At 72.2% G+C, this 15,341-nt stretch carries 14 protein-coding genes; 7 read left to right on the forward strand and 7 right to left on the reverse strand.

The annotated features are described in order from the left end of the window. Window positions 1–268: 268 nt before the first annotated feature. On the forward strand, window positions 269–922 hold the full coding sequence (locus tag Plo01_RS11120) for a Uma2 family endonuclease (protein WP_239316158.1): 654 nt from the start codon (window positions 269–271) through the stop codon (window positions 920–922). Window positions 923–966: 44 nt separating this feature from the next. On the opposite strand, the gene Plo01_RS11125 is transcribed toward Plo01_RS11120, so the two are convergent. Beyond that, on the reverse strand, window positions 967–1,812 hold the full coding sequence (locus Plo01_RS11125; protein ID WP_203890469.1) for an NAD-dependent epimerase/dehydratase family protein: 846 nt from the start codon (window positions 1,810–1,812) through the stop codon (window positions 967–969). 110 nt (window positions 1,813–1,922) lie between these two features. On the opposite strand from Plo01_RS11125, the gene Plo01_RS11130 reads away from it, so the two are divergent. The 4 genes from Plo01_RS11130 to Plo01_RS11145 all read left to right on the forward strand — a co-directional run bounded on the left by Plo01_RS11130 (window position 1,923) and on the right by Plo01_RS11145 (window position 6,748). Continuing rightward, window positions 1,923–2,414, forward strand: coding sequence for a MarR family winged helix-turn-helix transcriptional regulator (locus Plo01_RS11130; protein ID WP_203890470.1), 492 nt, complete (start codon window positions 1,923–1,925; stop codon window positions 2,412–2,414). 25 nt (window positions 2,415–2,439) lie between these two features. After that, window positions 2,440–3,654 carry a class I SAM-dependent methyltransferase gene (locus tag Plo01_RS11135; RefSeq protein WP_203890471.1) on the forward strand — a complete coding sequence of 405 codons (1,215 nt, stop codon included), beginning with the start codon at window positions 2,440–2,442 and terminating at the stop codon, window positions 3,652–3,654. Between the two features lie 209 nt (window positions 3,655–3,863). Continuing rightward, window positions 3,864–5,294, forward strand: coding sequence for a hypothetical protein (locus tag Plo01_RS11140; RefSeq protein ID WP_203890472.1), 1,431 nt, complete (start codon window positions 3,864–3,866; stop codon window positions 5,292–5,294). A gap of 650 nt (window positions 5,295–5,944) precedes the next feature. Continuing rightward, complete coding sequence (locus Plo01_RS11145) at window positions 5,945–6,748, forward strand: inositol monophosphatase family protein (protein WP_203890473.1); 804 nt, start codon at window positions 5,945–5,947, stop codon at window positions 6,746–6,748. A 709-nt stretch (window positions 6,749–7,457) separates the two neighbouring features. Here Plo01_RS11145 and Plo01_RS11150 read toward each other — a convergent pair. Continuing rightward, window positions 7,458–7,982 (reverse strand): MarR family winged helix-turn-helix transcriptional regulator, encoded by a 525-nt coding sequence (locus tag Plo01_RS11150; RefSeq protein ID WP_203890474.1) that lies wholly within the window; start codon window positions 7,980–7,982, stop codon window positions 7,458–7,460. Window positions 7,983–8,090: 108 nt separating this feature from the next. Here Plo01_RS11150 and Plo01_RS11155 point away from each other — a divergent pair, with 108 nt between their 5' ends. Then, window positions 8,091–9,161 (forward strand): alkene reductase, encoded by a 1,071-nt coding sequence (locus Plo01_RS11155; RefSeq protein WP_203890475.1) that lies wholly within the window; start codon window positions 8,091–8,093, stop codon window positions 9,159–9,161. A 22-nt stretch (window positions 9,162–9,183) separates the two neighbouring features. Here Plo01_RS11155 and tsaD read toward each other — a convergent pair whose 3' ends face one another. Genes tsaD through tsaB form a run of 3 tightly spaced genes read right to left on the reverse strand, consistent with a single transcriptional unit; the run spans window position 9,184 to window position 11,394 of the window. Continuing rightward, a complete protein-coding gene (tsaD, locus tag Plo01_RS11160; RefSeq protein WP_203890476.1) occupies window positions 9,184–10,215 on the reverse strand; it encodes a tRNA (adenosine(37)-N6)-threonylcarbamoyltransferase complex transferase subunit TsaD in 1,032 nt (343 codons plus the stop codon). Next, on the reverse strand, window positions 10,208–10,639 hold the full coding sequence (gene rimI, locus Plo01_RS11165; protein WP_203890926.1) for a ribosomal protein S18-alanine N-acetyltransferase: 432 nt from the start codon (window positions 10,637–10,639) through the stop codon (window positions 10,208–10,210). Before rimI ends, tsaD begins: the two co-directional genes overlap by 8 nt. Window positions 10,640–10,674: 35 nt before the next feature. Beyond that, window positions 10,675–11,394 (reverse strand): tRNA (adenosine(37)-N6)-threonylcarbamoyltransferase complex dimerization subunit type 1 TsaB, encoded by a 720-nt coding sequence (tsaB, locus tag Plo01_RS11170; protein ID WP_203890477.1) that lies wholly within the window; start codon window positions 11,392–11,394, stop codon window positions 10,675–10,677. Between the two features lie 252 nt (window positions 11,395–11,646). On the opposite strand from tsaB, the gene Plo01_RS11175 reads away from it, so the two are divergent. Next, window positions 11,647–14,565 (forward strand): AfsR/SARP family transcriptional regulator, encoded by a 2,919-nt coding sequence (locus Plo01_RS11175; RefSeq protein ID WP_203890478.1) that lies wholly within the window; start codon window positions 11,647–11,649, stop codon window positions 14,563–14,565. Between the two features lie 64 nt (window positions 14,566–14,629). On the opposite strand, the gene Plo01_RS11180 is transcribed toward Plo01_RS11175, so the two are convergent. Together Plo01_RS11180 and Plo01_RS11185 are read right to left on the reverse strand one after the other, a co-directional pair. After that, window positions 14,630–14,827 (reverse strand): hypothetical protein, encoded by a 198-nt coding sequence (locus Plo01_RS11180; RefSeq protein WP_203890479.1) that lies wholly within the window; start codon window positions 14,825–14,827, stop codon window positions 14,630–14,632. Between the two features lie 154 nt (window positions 14,828–14,981). Further along, window positions 14,982–15,341: a hypothetical protein gene (locus Plo01_RS11185; RefSeq protein ID WP_203890480.1), complete on the reverse strand. Its 360-nt coding sequence runs from the start codon at window positions 15,339–15,341 to the stop codon at window positions 14,982–14,984.

The raw sequence follows: 15,341 nt of genomic DNA on the forward strand, positions 1-15,341 counted from the left end.
AGCCCTTGACAGTCAACACGAACCGCCTCACTGCGCTCGCGGCGAACATCCCGTTCCCCTCCGGGACACGTCCGCGCAGGTGAACGGTCACGCAACAGCCACCTCGCAGAAAACCGCCGTCCGGCCCGTCCGCGCACCGCCCCGCCGGAGGTCATATCGGTGACGCCGCGGCCCGTTCGGGGGAACATACGAGGAGACGCGCGAGCCCCGACGGAGATGTGAGCAGATGACCACTGATAGTGACGGACAGGGCGCTACGGTGGACGACGTGACCAGCACGATGAGCGAGACGACGGACACCCGGCGTGACGCCGACTCCCTGCTCGCCAACTGGCCCTATCCCCCACCCGGCGGCTGGACGGCCGACGACCTGGACCTCCTTCCCCCGGACGGTCCCAACGGCGAGCCGGACTTCTTCAAGCGCGTCGAACTCCTCGATGGAGCACTCATCTTCATGTCCCCCCAGCGACGCATCCATGAACGGCTGATCCGAGGGCTCACGAACTACCTCGACGCCCAGGCGCCGGAGCACCTCGCCGCCGTCAGCCAGATGGACATCAAGATCAATAAGGTTCAGCGCCCCAGCCCCGACATATTGGTCATCGACACCGAGGTGGCCGACGACGACCGGACCTCCTACGACCCGGCCGAAGTCCACCTGGTCGTCGAGGTGGTCTCGCCTGAGTCGAAGTTCCGCGATCGCAAGATCAAGCCCCTGCGGTACGCGTCAGCGGGGATCAAGCATTTCTGGCGCATCGGGACTGAGAACGGAGGGCCGATCGTGTACGTGTACGAACTCGACCCCGCCTCCCAGACCTACGTCCCCAGCGGGATCCACCACGGCGAGCTCTCCCTTGAGGTGCCGTTCTCCATCAAGCTCGATCTGAACGACCTCCTGACGCGCAGCAGCGCCACCGGATGATCCGCAGCGCTGTTCCGCCCCGCCCGGAAGGCCGTCGGTAACCGCTAGTAGGAGCCGCCGGTGAGGTCGGCGACGAGGCCGGGGCGGGACGGGGTCCAGCCGAGCTCCTCGCGGGTCCGGGCCGCGCTCACCGTCTGGACGAGGGCGAGCGCCTCGGCGTAGGCCGGACCGAGTTCCCCTCCGGCCTCCTCCACCGGCCAGGGGTCGACTCCCCCGCCCGCGACGCCCGCCGCCTGCGCCGCGGCCTTCGCGACCGCCTCCAGCGGCACGGACTCCTCGCCCACACCGTGGAAGACCGCGCCGGACCCGCCTCTCTCCACGACCGTGACGTACAGGTCGGCCAGGTCGTCGACGTGGACCGTGGGCCAGGAGGGCTCCCGCCCGGCCACCGCGACGTAGCGGCCCCGGCCGTGCGCGGCGGCCGTGGCGACCAGGGAGGCGGGGATGCCCCCGCCCCCGCCGTACACGACCCCGGGCCTGATCACGATGCCGCCCCCGTCGAGCACCCGGCGCTCCACCGCGGCCCGGAAGCGGACGAGCGGGACGGGGTTCGTCGCGCTGCCCTCGTCGGAGGCCCCGGGGCCCAGCACCCAGATCCCGCTCGTGTAGACGAGCTTCGCCCCGCCGGCCAGCAGGGCGTCGACTGCCGCGAGCTCCACCGCCTCGTCACCGCTCGGAGCGGTGGCGTGCACGATCGCGTCCACGCCGGCGACGTCGAGGGAGGCGGGGTCGGTCAGGTCGCCGTACCGCACCTCCGCCGCCCCGGGCACGGTGCGGCTCTCGCCCGCCTTCGGCCGGACCAGCGCCACCACCTCGTGACCGCGCTCCGCGAGCCGCCCCGCGACGGCCGAGCCGATGTAGCCGGTCGCGCCCAGCACGAGAACCTTCATGTCTCCACCTCAAACACTTCAATTCTGAAAGATGCGATGGCGAAACGTTAAGCCGATGGTCGCGGCGATGTCAAACAGTTCGACGTTGAAAGGTTTGCTATCGTGGGGACGTGAACGACGCCGTGGACAAGATCCTTGAGCAGTGGGGCGCCGCACGGCCCGGCCTCGACGTCTCCGCCATGGGCGTCGTCGGGCGCGTCTCCCGCGCCTCCCGCCTGCTGGAGCGCGGCGTCAAGGCCCACTTCGAGGAGCACGGCCTCGAAGCCTGGGAGTTCGACGTGCTCGCGACCCTGCTGCGCGCCGACCGGACGCTGTGCATGAGCGACCTGGCCGGAGCCGCCATGGTCAGCTCCGGCGCGCTCACCAACCGGATCGACCGCCTCGTGGCCAAGGGCCTGGTCACCCGGGCCACCTCCGAAGACAACCGCCGCCTCGTCCTGGTCACCCTCACCGCCGAGGGACGCCGCCTGGCCGGCGATCTCCTCGACGGCCACGTCGCCAACGAGGAACGCCTGCTGTCCGGGCTCACCCCCGCCGAGCGGGCCGAGCTGGCCGCCCTGCTGCGCAAGCTGCTGTGCTCCCTGGGCGACACCGACCTCTGAGCGGGAGGCGGTAGCGTCGGGTGACGTGGACCTCGACGCATTCCGGCAGCTGCTGACCCCGCGAGGCCAGGAGGCCCTGCGGGCCGCGGCGGAGACCCCCGGGTCCGACCCGGTGGCGGCGGTGACCCGGCTCAGGAAGAGCTTCGACGCCGGCCTCACCTCGGCGGCGCTCACCCAGGCCACGCTGCGGCGGCGCGCGCGGGAGAAGTTCGGCGCCGACGCCGACCTGATGTACTTCACCCCGGACGGCCTGGAGCAGGCCACCCGCCGCGAGGTCGCCGACCACCGGGCCCGGCGGATCGCCCCCGGCTCCCGGGTCGCGGACGTCTGCTGCGGCATCGGCGGCGACCTGCTCGCCCTGGCCAGGGCCGGCTGCACCGTGGAGGCCGTGGACGCCGACCCGCTCACGGCCGAGGTCGCCCGCGCCAACGCCGAGGCGCTGGGGTTCGGCGACCGCGTCTCGGTCCGTACGGCGGACGCCGCCACGATCGACCCGGCCGCCTTCGACGTGCTGTTCGCCGACCCCGCCCGCCGTACCTCCCGGGGACGGACCTTCGACCCCATGGCCTACTCGCCGGCCTGGCCCGAGGTGCTGGACATGGTCGGCAGGGCGGAGGCGGCCTGCCTGAAGGTCGCCCCCGGCATCCCCTACCCGTTCATCCCCGCCGGGGCCGAGGCCGAGTGGGTCTCCTACCGGGGGGACGTCAAGGAGGCCGTGATCTGGACCGGCACGCTGGCCGGTGAGACGGCCGGTGAGACGACCGACGCGGCGACCGGTGAGACGGCCGGCGGGGCGGGGCGGCGGGCCACGATGCTGCCGTCGGGCGTGACGATGGCCGCCGGCCCGGTGGAGCTGCGGGCCGGCGCGGGCCCCGTGTGCCGCTACCTCTACGAGCCGGACGGCGCGGCGATCCGGGCGCACCTGGTCGCGGAGGTCGCCGCGCTGGTCGGCGGGCACCTGCTCGACCCGAACATCGCCTACATCACCTCCGAGGCCCCCGCCGAGACCCCCTGGGCCTCCCGCTACGAGGTGCACGAGGTGCTGCCGTTCTCCCTCAAAAGGCTCCGGGCCGCGCTGCGGGAACGCGACGCCGGAAATGTGACGGTCAAAAAACGCGGTTCAGCAATCGACATCGAACGGCTAAGGAAAGATCTACGGCTCTCGGGGAACGCATCGGCGACGGTCGTCCTGACCAGGATCGGAGAAAAGCCGTTCGCCCTTGTCTGCTCTCCGATCTGACCTCGCCTTCTCACGTTGATCTGCCCGAACGGCCATTAATGGCATTCCGCAGACAATCGCGATCTTTCAAATTCGACACCGGAAAACCTTGATCCAGAGGCTAGGGTTGCCGGGCGGGAATTCTTCCCGCCTGCGGTTCACCCGCATTCACAGCAAACCGGACCAATGGCACCGCTCGGCTGTCCGTCGGCGAGTGAAGGAGTTTTTCGGTGGATCACGCCAATCACACCACCCTGCTTCAGGCCGGCGGCCACAACCCGATACCGGACCGCATGCGCGAACTCCTCGCCCGCGCCGCCCAGGACCACGTCTACGAGAAGCGCACCCAGGGCGCCGTGCTCGACGAGCTCCGCCAGCGCCTCGAAGGCATGGAGTGGCTGCTGCGGGAGGTCAGGGAGCGCGAGCTCAGCGGGTTGAACGGCACCCTGGAGTCCGTCCACGGGCGCCTGGACGACATCGCCGTCCGCCCTCCCTCCTGGGCCGAGAGCCTGGCCCAGCACGTCGAGGCCGTCCGCGACCACGTCGACGTGGTCGGTGAACGCGTCGACGCGGTCGGCGAGCGCGTCGGCTCGGCAGGGGAGACCGCCGGCGAGGGGATGGGCGGTCTCGGTGAGCGGATGGACGGCCTGGGCGAACGGGTGGACGGTCTGGGCGAGCAGCTCGGCCGGCTCCAGGCCAGCATGGAGGCCGCGGCCGTCCGGTTCACCCGTCTGGACAGGTCGCTGGCCGAGCTCGCCGAGCGCGCCGAACGCGTGGAGGACGGCCTGACGGCGCTGCCCGGGAGCGTGCAGGAGATCGTCGGCGCCGTCGCCGACCGCCTGCTGTCCGCCGTCGAGCGCGTCAACGACAAGGCCGACCACGTGATCACCCGGATGGACGACCGGATGGACGGCATCGAGAGCCGCGTCGACCGGGTGGACGGACACATCGTCGCCGTCGACTCCCGCCTGACCTCGGTGGACGGCCGCATCGAGACCGCGGACGCCATCCTCGCCGACATCGACACCCGGATGAGCGACACCGAGAGCCGCCTGGGCGGCCTGGACGTCCGGCTCGGCTCGGTCGACACCCGCCTGGAGTCGGTCGACTCCCATCTGGAGTCGGCGGAGACCCGCCTGGGCGGCCTGGACACCCGCCTCGGCGACGCGGCCACCCGCCACGACGGCCGGTTCGACACCCTGGACGAGCGCCTGGACGACGTCGAGGGACGCGTCACCAGCCGGATCGACGCCGTCGACTCCCGCCTGACCGCGCTGGACGGCCGCGCGGAGCAGGCCAGGGAGCAGCTCGAGGCCGTCGATGACCACGTCGAGGCCGTCAACCAGCGCATCGGCCAGCTGCCCGCGACCCTCGCCATCGGCGACGTCCACGAGCGCGTCGGCGAGCTGATCTCCGCCCAGACCGGCGACCAGGCCGGCCGGTTCGACCTCCTGGACGAGCGCCTCGCCCGTGCCGAGGCCGCGCTCGCCCCGCTGGCCGACATGCTCCGCACCCGGCCCGACCGCGAGCAGCTCACCGAGGCCCTCGGCGAGGTCGTGGAACCCGCCCACACCGACCTGACCCGCCGCCTGGCCGCCCTGGAGGAGACCATGCTCGCCCTCGCCGAGGCGCTCCTGCGCCCCAGCCGCACCACCGACTGACCGGGTACGGCGCGGGTTGCCCGGTACGGCGTGGGTTGCGCCGGTACGGCGCGCACTCGGACAAGGAGTCGGCGCCGGTACGGCGAGGCGCCGTACGGAGTCATCCGGCGCCGCACTACGGTGCGCAACCCGCCCCCGGGACCCGGCTCCCGACTCCCGGCTTCCGGTTTCCGGCTTTCGGCTGTGGAGGGGCAGTGGCCGGGCTTGTGCTGGGGTGGGGGCGTCTGTGTGGGTCATGGTCGCGCTGTGCGGGCGGACATTCCAGCCGGCCGTCGGGGTTCTCTCTGGTTTCTCAGGCCTCCGGCCTGGCGGGCGCGCAGGGTCCTGGCCCTTTTTCACGCCGGCTGGAATGTCCGCCCGCGCCGCGCTCCTCGCCCGCCGCCGTAGCCGGTGCGGGCCGCATGGATGCGACTCCGTCTCGGACGACCATGGTGCTCGCCGCCGCTGAAGCGCGCACGCGGCACCGTGCAGGGTTGAGCGCCGTCGCCTGCGGCCATGCCGTCGGGAAGGAGCTCAGGGCGGGCCGCCGTAGCTGCGCCCGCTCCCGGAGCGTTTCATCCGGGCGATCACCCCCAACGCCCCGCAAGACGATCTCCGCTCATCTGGACGGCACTGCCGGGTTGAAAGAGTTTCCGAATTATCCTGCGCACATGTTGATCACGGATGAGGAGCTGGCGCTGACGGCGGCGCAAGCAGGGGCTGCTGTCGTACACGCCATGTACAGGACGTCGCTGACGCGTTTCGAGAAACCTGGAGGTGATTTCGCCACGGCTGCGGACATCGAAGCGGAGCAGGCAATCCTCGACGTCATTCGCACCGCCCGGCCAGACGATGCCGTGACCGGTGAGGAGAGCGGACACACAGGGCGGGACGGCGCCGAGCGTATGTGGCTGGTCGATCCTCTGTGCGGCACGCTGAACTACGCCGCGCGAAACATGCTGGTCGCGGTGAACGTCGCTCTGCGCGTAGGTTCCGATACCACCGTGGCGGCCTCAGCCGACCCGTTCGCCGACGAGGTGTTCTGGACCGACGGCGCTCATGCTTACGTCCGCTGCGGCGGCGTGGACGAGCGCCTTGCGCCGTCACCCGACTCGCGACTGGTGGACGTCAATCTCGACCCGCCGTTCCCGAACGAACCGGACTTCCGGGCTGTCCGGCTCCTCGCCGACCCGGGATTCTCCGAGCGCTTCCGCCCGCGCGTCGTCTCCACCACCCTGGCGGTGGCGTGGGTCGCCGCCGGTCGGCGGGCCGGATATGTCACTGACGGAGATCTGCCGGACAGCGTGCACTTCGCCAGCGGAATCGCATTGTGCCAGGCCGCCGGGTGCGTGGTGACCGGCCTTCACGGTCAGCCGCTGCACACCGGTGCGGGCGGACTCGTCGTGGCGGCTGACGGGGAGACGCACGCCGCTTTGCTGGAACTCATCGGCAGCCAGTTCCCACCCGATCGATGAACTGTCCCCTCCTTGTCCCCGACGCGGGTACGGCCGGTGATTCACCACCAGCCGGCATCGGCGGTGTCTGTCGCACCACGAAGATTGTGCAGGGCACCTCCATCGTGTGGGGCGTTGGGGGTGATCGCCCGGATGAAACGCTCCGGGAGCGGGCGCAGCTACGGCGGCCCGCCCTGAGCTCCTTCCCGACGGCATGGCCGCAGGCGACGGCGCTCAACCCTGCACGGTGCCGCGTGCGCGCTTCAGCGGCGGCGAGCACCATGGTCGTCCGAGACGGAGTCGCATCCATGCGGCCCGCACCGGCTACGGCGGCGGGCGAGGAGCGCGGCGCGGGCGGACATTCCAGCCGGCGTGAAAAAGGGCCAGGACCCTGCGCGCCCGCCAGGCCGGAGGCCTGAGAAACCAGAGAGAACCCCGACGGCCGGCTGGAATGTCCGCCCGCACAGCGCGACCATGACCCACACAGACGCCCCCACCCCAGCACAAGCCCGGCCACTGCCCCTCCACAGCCGAAAGCCGGAAACCGGAAGCCGGGAGTCGGGAGCCGGGTCCCGGGGGCGGGTTGCGCACCGTAGTGCGGCGCCGGATGACTCCGTACGACGCCTCGCCGTACCGGCGCCGACTCCTTGTCCGAGTGCGCGCCGCACCGGCGCAACCCACGCCGTACCGGGCAACCCACGCCGTACCGGGCAACCCACGCCGTACCCGGTCAGGTGAAGCAGGCCCCGGCCTCGCGGCAGACGTTGTCGCGGACCACGGCCAGCAGCGAGGACAGCGTCTCCACCTGTTCGGGCGTCAGCCCGCGGGTCAGCTGCCGCTGGACCTCCGTCATGACGCGGTCGAGCTCGGGACGGAGCGCGTCACCCGCCGGGGTGGTGCTCACGATGCTGATCCGCCGGTTGGTCGGGCATGGGCTGCGGCTGACGAACCCGCTGCGTTCGAGGCGCTGCAGCATCTTGGTCATCGTCGACACGTCGATGCCGATGAGCCGGGCCAGCGCGTTCTGCGACTGCGGCCCGTTCTCCCAGAGTGTGAACAGCGCGCGGTCCTGACCCGGGTAGAGATCGATCTCAGCCAGGCGGGCGGCGAGCAGCACCCGGTGGCCCCGCGTCGCCTGGGCCATCACGCAGTTCAGATCGTCGGAACTCCCCCCGCACGCGTTCGGCGGCTCACCGGAGTGCTCTTCACGCGCGTTCGATCCGCTCGACTCCTCTGACATCGTCAGCTCCGCCATGTCCGGCCCCTCTCTCAGGGCCCCAGCCTACCGCTTGCATATTGGCCGACCAAGTTATATAACACTCTTGGTCAGCCAAGTTGGCTGCCCAAGAAAGGACGAAGAGTCATGCCGTTCACCCCGTTCGACCTCGGCCAGCTTCGACTCCCCAACCGCCTCGTCATGGCGCCCATGACCCGCTCGCGGGCTTATGCGGACGGGATCCCGTCCTCGCTGACCGCCCTCTACTACGCCCAGCGCGCCTCGGCCGGTCTGATCGTCACCGAGGGGATCCAGCCGAGCCCCGCCGGCCAGGGATACATGAACACGCCCGGCCTGCACACCGACGAGCAGGTGGCGGGCTGGCGCGAGGTGACCGACGCCGTCCACGCGGCGGGCGGCCGGATCTTCGCCCAGATCATGCACTCCGGCCGGATCGGCCACCCCGACAACACCGGCCGCCTGCCCGTCGCGCCCTCGGCCGTACGGCCCGCGGCGCAGATCTTCACGCCGTCCGGCATGCAGGACATCCCCGTCCCGATCGAGCTGTCCACCGCTGAGGCCGAGGCGACGGTCCAGGACTTCGCCGACGCCGCCCGACGGGCCGTCGACGCCGGATTCGACGGGGTCGAGCTGCACGGCGCGAACGGCTACCTGATCCACCAGTTCCTGTCGCAGAACGCCAACCTGCGCGACGACCGTTTCGGCGGCTCGGTCGAGAACCGGATCCGGTTCGCCTTGGAGACCGCCACGGCCGTCGCCGAGGCGATCGGGGCCTCCCGGACCGGCATCCGGATCTCCCCCGCCACCGGCGCCCAGGACCTCGTCGAGGACGACGCCCACGAGGTCTACCCGGCGCTGGTCTCCGCGCTCGCCGGGCTCGACCTGGCGTACCTGCACGCCCTGGCGTCCCCCTCGGACGAGCTGAACCGGCGGATCCGCGAGCTGTGGCCGCACACGCTCATCGTCAACGACCCGTCGGCCGGGCACCCGGACGAGGCGCTCGACCGGTGGCTGGGCCGGGGCGCGGACCTGGTCTCGCTGGGCAAGTACTTCCTCGCCAACCCCGACCTGCCGCTGCGCGTCCGGCTCGGCGCGCCGCTCAACGAGCCGGACTTCGGCACGGCCTTCGGCGGCGACCACCGCGGCTACACCGACTACCCGGCCCTCGCCCTGCACCCGGCCGGGGACCCCGCCTGACGGCGGGGGCTCCCGGCGGCGCTCAGACGTGGACGGTCGTGATGGGCATGGAGGAGTCGGCCGGGATGTCCAGCAGGGACGGGGTCACCCCGGCCGCGACGAGATCGGAGCCGAGCGCGGCGACCATCGCGCCGTTGTCGGTGCACAGGCCGGGCCGGGGCACCCGCAGGCGCACCCCGGCCGCGTCGCAGCGCTCCTGGGCCAGGGCCCGCAGGCGCGAGTTGGCGGCCACGCCGCCGCCGATCAGCAGATCCTGGACGCCGTAGCGCTTACATGCCTGCAAGGCCTTGCGGGTCAGCACGTCGACCACGGCCTCCTGGAACGAGGCCGCCACGTCGGGCACGTGGACGCTCTCCCCGGCCCGCTCCTTCGCCTCGACCCACCGCGCCACGGCCGTCTTCAGCCCGGAGAAGGAGAAGTCGAGCGTGCCGTCGTCCAGCTTCCCCCGGGGGAAGGCGACGGCGGAGCCGGACCCCTCCCGGGCGACCCGGTCGATGTGCGGCCCGCCGGGGAAGGGCAGGCCCAGGACCCGGGCCACCTTGTCGAACGCCTCGCCCGCCGCGTCGTCCACCGTGGAGCCGAGCGAGACGACCTCCCGCGCCACGTCCGGGACCAGGAGCAGGGAGGAGTGCCCGCCCGAGACGAGCATGGCGATGCACGGCTTGGGCAGGGCGCCGTGTTCGAGCTGGTCCACGGCCACGTGGGCGGCCAGGTGGTTGACGCCGTAGAGCGGCACGCCCAGGCCCAGGGCGTACGCCTTGGCCGCGGCCACCCCGACCAGCAGCGCCCCGGCCAGGCCGGGGCCGGCCGTCACGGCGATCGCGTCGATGTCGGACAGGCGCAGGCCCGCCTGCTCCAGGGCGCGCTCGACGGTCGGGGTCATCGCCTCCAGGTGCGCCCGGGAGGCGACCTCAGGGACGACCCCGCCGAAGCGGGCGTGCTCCTCGACGCTGGAGGCGATGGTGTTGGCCAGCAGGGTGTGACCCCGGACGATGCCCACGCCGGTCTCGTCGCAGGAGGTCTCGATCCCCAGGACCAGGGGTTCGTCACGCATGGAGATCCTTCTTCATGATGATGGCGTCGATGCCGCCCTTGTAGTAGCGCCGCCGCACGCCGATGGCCTCGAAGCCGAACCTGTCGTACATCGCCTGGGCGGGCGGGTTGTCGGCGCGCACCTCCAGGAAGACCTCCCGGGCCTCGCGCCGTACGGCCTCCGCCAGCAGCTCGGTCAGCATGGCCGCGCCGACCCCGGAGCGCCGCTGCCCGGCCACGACGGCGATGGTCTGCACGTCGGCCTGCTCCCCCGCCGCCGCGAGCCCGGCGTATCCCACGATCTCCCCCTCGACCAGGGCGACGATGTAGTGGCGGGTCCGGGGCTGGTCGTCCAGCTCGCCGCGGAGCATGCCCTCGCTCCACGCGTCGTCGGGGAAGGTCTCCCGCTCGATCACCATGACCCTGGGCAGGTCGGCCGCGGTCATCTGGCGCAGGACCGCGCGCGTGCCCGGGGGTGAGCTCACTGCGAGACCTTCTTGGGGGGCGAGGGCACCTGGGCGTCGGGACGGCGCAGGTAGATCGGGCGGGGCAGGCCCAGCACGGGGTGCGTGCCGCCCTCCGCGCGCTCTCCCGGCTCCGCGAGCTCCGCGAGCTCCTTGATCTCCGCGGCGTCCGCCCGGCCCAGCTGCTCGACGGCCAGCGCGGCCAGCGCGCCGGCGTGCGGGAACTCCGGCGCGTCCCGCAGCCGGGAGGCGCCGATCACCTCGGCGTACATGCGCGCGCCCGCGCCGACGACCGGGAGGTCGGGCGGGAGGTCCTGCGGCTTGTCCACCGCGGGCCCGGACAGCCGGGTGGAGGCGTCGGCGTAGCGGCCCCAGAAGACTTCCTTGCGCCGCGCGTCGGTGGCGACCAGGAACGGCTCGTCCAGCCCGCTGCCGTAGGCGACGGCGTCGAGCGTGCACACGCCGTACGCCGGGACGCCCAGGGAGGTCGCCAGCGCCTGGGCGGTCATCAGGCCGACCCGGAGCCCGGTGTAGGGGCCGGGGCCGCATCCCACCGCGATGGCGGTGACGTCGGCGAGCGCCGTCCCCGCCTCCGCCAGGACACGCTGGACGGTGGGCGCGAGCAGTTCGCCGTGACGGCGCGCGTCCACCGTGGTGGACTCGGCGAGGACCCTCTCACCGTCGTGCAACGCTGCGGTGACGGCGGGGGTTGCGGTGTCGAAGGCCAGGACCAGCACGGTGCCAAGCCTAGACCCACCGGCGCCGCCGGCTGCCGCAAAAGGCGGAGGCCGGGGCGGAGAGGGGCGTCCGCCTCCGCCGTTCAGAGAAACCTGAACAGAGTTCTAGAAAAGCTTGAAGCGTTTACTAACCCATCCCCATACAAATAGTGGATTTCCATGTCAATGACCGATATACCTCAACGATTGCCAAATATCTAGACATACATGTATAAACCTCGTTCAGCGGTCGATCACAACCAGGGAGGCCGGGTGGGAGCCTGTCGCGAGGTGCGAGTTCTGGGGCCGGTCGAGGCCGACGTGAACGGCGCATCCGTGGCAATACCCGGCCGTCGCCAGCGCATCGTCCTGGCCCTCCTCGCCCTGAACGCGGGCCGCGTGGTCCCCCTCGACGTGATCATCGACGCCGTGTGGGGGGAGAGTCCGCCGGCCTCCGCGCGCAACCAGATAGCGATCTGCGTGACGCAGCTGCGCCGCGCCCTGCAGGGCGCCGACGAGGAGCTCATCGCGGCCGTCCCGCCGGGCTACCAGCTGCGGTCCGACGCGGTGACGGTCGACCTGGGCCTGGCGGAGGACCTCGTCAGGGCGGGGCAGCTGGCCAGGAAGCAGGATGACGCCGGAACCGCCGCCGAGCACCTGCGCGCCGCCCTGGACCTGTGGCGCGGGGAGACGCTGAGCGGGCTCGCCAGCGAGACGATGGCCGCCGAGGCCTCGAAGCTGGAGGAGTGGCGCCTCACCGTCACCGAGGAGTACATCGACCTGAAGCTGGCCCAGGGCCTCGGCTCGGAGGTGATCACCGAGCTCACCGCGCTCGTCGGTCACCATCCCTTCCGGGAGACGCTCCGCGCCGCGCTCATGCGGGCCCTGTACGGCGCGGGCCGCCAGGCTGAGGCCCTGGAGGTCTACCGCGAGGGCCGCGCGATCCTCGCCGAGGAGCTGGGCGTCGACCCCGGGCCCGAGCTCCGGGCGGCCCACGACGCGATCCTCCAGGGCGAGCCGGCCGCGCCCGCTCCCCCGCCGCCCCGCCCGAACCCTCCCCTGGCCATCGCCCAGCTCCCGTCGAACATCGCCGGGTTCGTCGCCCGCGAGCGGGAGCTGGCCACGATGGACCGGATCTTCGCCGAGTGCCGGGCCGCCGGGGTGCCGACCTGCATCGTGGTGACCAGCATGGGCGGGGTCGGGAAGACGGGCCTGGCCATACGCTGGGCCCACCGGGTGGCCGAGCACTTCCCCGACGGGCAGCTCTTCATCGACCTGCACGGCTACACCGAGCAGGCCAGCCCGCTCACGCCGGAGGACGCCCTCGACCGGTTCCTGCGGGCGCTCGGCGTCCCCGGTGAGCGGGTCCCTGCGACGCTGAACGACCGCGAGGCGCTGCTGCGCAGTCTCCTGGCCAACCGGCGGGTGCTGTTCCTGCTCGACAACGCCCGCACCTCCGCGCAGGTGCGCCCGCTGCTGCCGGGCGCGCCCGGCTGCGCCGTCGTCGTCACCACCCGGGACCAGCTGACCGACCTGGTCGTACGGCAGGGCGCCCGCCCGCTGCGGCTGCCCACCCTGACCGAGGAGGAGTCCGCGGCGCTCCTGGACACCATCGTGGGCGCGGAGCGGATGGACGACGACCGCGCGGCGACGGCCAGGATCGCCGAGCTCTGCGACGGGCTGCCGCTGGCCCTGCGCATCGCCGGGGCCCGCCTCCTGGCCCGGCCGCACTGGACGCCGGCGACCCTGGCCGCCCGGCTCGACGACGAGCAGCGCAGGCTCGCCGAGTTCAGCCACGGCGAGGTCGGGCTGCGGGCCAACTTCTCGCTCAGTTACCGGGAGCTGCCCCGGCCGGCGGCGAAGCTGTTCCGGCTGCTGGGGCTGCTCGACGCCCCGGACTTCGCCGACTGGGTCCCCGCGGCGCTGCTGGACACCGGCCTCGCCGAGGCCCAGGACCATCTGGAGAGCCTCCTCGACGCCCAGCTCGTCCACACCGTGGGCCGCGACCCGGCCGGCCAGCTCCGGCACCGCATGCACGACCTGGTCCGGCTCTACGCCAGGGAGCGGGTCGTGGAGGAGGAGCCGCAGGAGAGTCGCAGGGACACGGTGGCCCAGGTTCTCCGGTGCCTGCTCACTCTCGCCCACGAGGCGAACCGCAGGGAGCGGGGCGGCGACTTCGCCATCGTCCGCGGCACGACGCAGGCGTGGTCGCCCCGGGGCATACCGGTCGACGACCTGCTCGCCGTCCCCTTGGACTGGCTGGAGAGCGAGCGGCGCACGTTGACGGCGGGGGTGGCCCAGGCCGCCCGGGACGGGCTCGACGAGCTCGCCTGGGAGCTGGCCCACGCCGGGATCGTCCTGCAGGAGACCCGCAACTACCACGACGAATGGCGCGCCGTGCACGAGTCGGCCCTCGACACGGTCCGCCGTGCGGGCAACCGGCTGGGCGAGGCGGTCATGCTGTACGGCCTGGGCGGGCTGGAGCCGTACCGGCGCGAGTCGTCCGATCCCCTCAACCGGGCGCTCGCGCTCTTCGACGAGCTCGAGCACTCCTACGGGCACGCGCTGGCCCTGCGCAACCTCGGTCTCGTCGACCACTTCGCGGGCCGGTACGGGGCGGCGCTCCCGCGCTACGAGGCCGCGCTGCCCGGGCTGCGCCGGGCCAGAGACCGTTCCACCGAGGCCCACGTGCTGGGCTGCATGGCGCAGATCGCGGTCGCCTGCGAGGACTTCGGGACCGCCGACGCCCGGCTCCGGGAGGCGCTGGACATCTGCCGGGAGATCGGCCACCAGCGCGGCCAGGCGCAGGCCCTGTGGCGCCTCGGCGAGCTGCACCTGCGCCGCGACGAGCCCGTCCAGGCCGCGGAGCGGTTCACCGCCGCCCTGGAACCGGCGCGCCAGCTGCGCGACATCCTCGGCGAGGCGTACATCCTGTGCGGGCTGGGCGAGACGCAGATCTCGCGCGGGCTCTTCGACGACGCCCGCAAGACCCTCGCGCACGCCCGCCGGCTCGCCATGGACACGGGGGAGTCGGTCGTGTGCGTCAGAGTGTGCTACTCGCTGGGCCGCGCCCTGGCCGCGGGCGGCGATCCCGAGGCGGCGAGGAAGCTGTTCGAGGAGGCCCTGACCGTCGGGAACGGCACCGCCCCGCTGTGGGAGAAGCGCGCGCTGGCCGCTCTCGACGACCTCTGAGCGGGCCGGGAAAGCAGAAAGCCCCGGGGGTCCGGGGCTTCGGTCGGTCGGGTGGGAACCGCGGTCAGATCCACTTGTCGTTCTCGGCGCGGCCGCCGCCCGGCGGGTGGGGCATCGGGAAGTTGGACGGCATGTGCCCGCACGTCGGGATCCCCGGCCGGCAGGCCGCGGAGACGTCCGCGACGGACGAGTCGATCCCGGTGGCGCCGAAGAAAGCTCCGCAGGCCATGGCGGCGAACAGCACCTGAATCTTACGAAGCACGGTGTCTCCTCTTTTCCCGTTCCGTGGTGGGCGAGAGACACTGTAGGAAAGAGCGATTTCTCCGCTATTTTCACGCGCTATCCTGCCGGAAAATCGTGGAGGCTCCCGCCGGAGACGGGAGCCTTCCTCATATCTTTCCGGGCTTTCCCTACGGTCAGCGCCGCCCCCGCCGCAGGGCCGCGATCACGAGGACGAGCGCCACGACGCCCCCCAGCGCCGCCCACGCCCAGGTCTGGCCGGCCGCGACGAGCCGGACGACGCCGAACATCGCGGCCGCGAACGCCACGGCCAGCGCGCCGGCGTACTTCGCCGGGACCTCGACCCTGCCTCCCGCCTTCCGCACGGCCAGCACCGCCTGGACCGAGCCCGCGATCAGCAGCGCCAGGCCGACGCCCCAGATCCACATGATGTCCTCGACGACGGTGAGCCCGCCGCCGAGCACGAGCGCGCCGGCGGCCGCGAGGAGCAGCCAGCCGCGGGCCGCCACCGGACTTTCCTGCACCGATCTGGTCAT

This window comes from Planobispora longispora, assembly GCF_016863135.1.
Taxonomy (GTDB): Bacteria; Actinomycetota; Actinomycetes; order Streptosporangiales; family Streptosporangiaceae; genus Planobispora; species Planobispora longispora.